Origin of the sequence: Lutibacter oceani (assembly GCF_003384935.1) — a bacterium.
Classification (GTDB): Bacteria; Bacteroidota; Bacteroidia; order Flavobacteriales; family Flavobacteriaceae; genus Lutibacter; species Lutibacter oceani.
The window spans coordinates 1-1,825 of sequence record NZ_QTTQ01000003.1 but is presented as its reverse complement, the minus strand read 5'-3'; the positions used below and the strand labels follow the sequence as shown (position 1 = coordinate 1,825).

General features: G+C 25.9%; 1 protein-coding gene. It reads left to right on the top strand.

The features are described 5' to 3' along the window. Positions 1-118: 118 nt before the first annotated feature. On the top strand, positions 119-1,591 hold the full coding sequence (locus BX611_RS00025; RefSeq protein WP_115877455.1) for a P-loop ATPase, Sll1717 family: 1,473 nt from the start codon (positions 119-121) through the stop codon (positions 1,589-1,591). The last annotated feature ends 234 nt before the right edge of the window (positions 1,592-1,825 follow it).

The following is a 1,825-nucleotide window of genomic DNA, read 5'->3' as shown; positions in this document are numbered from 1 at the left end:
TCTAAAATAGAATGTTTCTTAATATTTATTTTACTAAATTTATCAAACAAAAATTGCAAAAAACAAATCACAACTTTAGTTATACAAAACCGTTGGCAGTAATAAAAAAAAAAGAACTATGAATGCAATAACAGCCTTATTAAATACCGATTTCGGAAATCCTGATGCCCTATATGATTATAATCTAGAAAACTATTTTTATGATAAGGAATACTGGAAAAAAATTGTAACAGAACCAGCATATTTCATATTAGGAAGGAAAGGAACAGGTAAATCTGCAATTTACAATTGGATAAAAAACAGAGAACCTGAAAAAGCAATGGTTATAAGTAACTTGTCATTTAAAAGTTTTCCTTTTCAAAAATTATTAAAATTAAGCGATGATGACTTCTCTAGACCTAACCAATACCAAAGTATTTGGAAATATATAATTTTGAGTGAATTTGCAAAACAAATTGTTTTAGATGAGAATAATAAAAAAACTTCGTATTACAATGAGTTATATGAATTTGTAGAATTCAAATTTGGAAAAAATCTTCGAGATTTACATTCAAAAATCACAACACATACTAAAAAAACAGAATTAGGTTTACAATATAAAGGACTCGGACCTAAAACAAACTCCGAAAGCACTATCCAATTAGACGATGGTTTTGAAAATATATCTGAAATAAATGATCGTTTAGAAGAATTAATTTTAGATAATTTAAATGAATCTCAACGACCTTATTTAATTCAATTTGACCAACTTGACGATAACTATACATTATACATTGATAGTAAAAAATACTTTGAATCCCTTATTAGTTTATTTAAAGTAATATATTCACTAAACTCAACAATCCTTGGTTTAAATAAAAATTCCAAAATAATTGCTTATTTGAGGTCTGATATTTTCAATCAATTCAGTAGTCACGATCCTGACAGTGCTAAATTTGATTATCATACATATAAATTGAATTGGACGATTATTAATAAAAATGATTGGCATAATCCAGCTTTATTACAATTAATGAATGTTCGTATTGAAAATAGCATTAAAGAATTAAAAGGAACAGGTTCGTTTAACTATATATTTAACAAAAAATTCATAAAGTTAAGAGAGAATGGAAGACCTATTGAGCCTTTTAAATATATGATTCATAGAACATTTCATCGTCCTAGAGATTTAGTGCAATTTTGCATAAAAATTAAAGAACAAGCAGATAATTTAAACAAATTAGACTTTGAAACAATTAATGCAGCTGAAAAAGAATACTCTACCTGGTTAATTGATGAATTGAAAAACGAAATATCTCCGATTATTCCTTCAACAGATACTTTATTTTCACTTTTAAGAACAATGGGGACTGAACCATTTACTTCCGGTTTTTTTAAGAAAAAATATTTTGACACTGGTAATAAAAATATTAATAAGAGCCCAGAAGCTCTGTTAAGATATTTATATGAGTTGGGAATTATAAGTAATATAAGTTTTGGTAAAAATGGTGCAGGAATCTACTCAATTATTAGAAATGATAAATCTCGATTTGATCCAAAAATGAAAGCCGTTTTACATTCAGGATTAATAAAAGGACTTTATACTTATTAAAAACTACTGCCAACAATTGGTATAAAAAATTGCTAATTTCAATTAAATAGAATATTTATAAAATATAAAAAACTTAAATTTAAACATCGGAAAATTACGTTTTCAAAAACGCAACTTTCCATACCATAAACCGTTGGCATTAATAGTGCCAGAGGAAAATTTTAGTTCTATTGAAAAATGATTAGCATTCTATTATAATTTGTAATTTTTAAGATAAATCTAGTTAAGATCCTT

Excerpts from the sequence above, each read along its gene's own strand:
- BX611_RS00025 (WP_115877455.1), top strand. The coding sequence starts at position 119 with ATGAATGCAATAACAGCCTTATTAAATACCGATTTCGGAAATCCTGAT.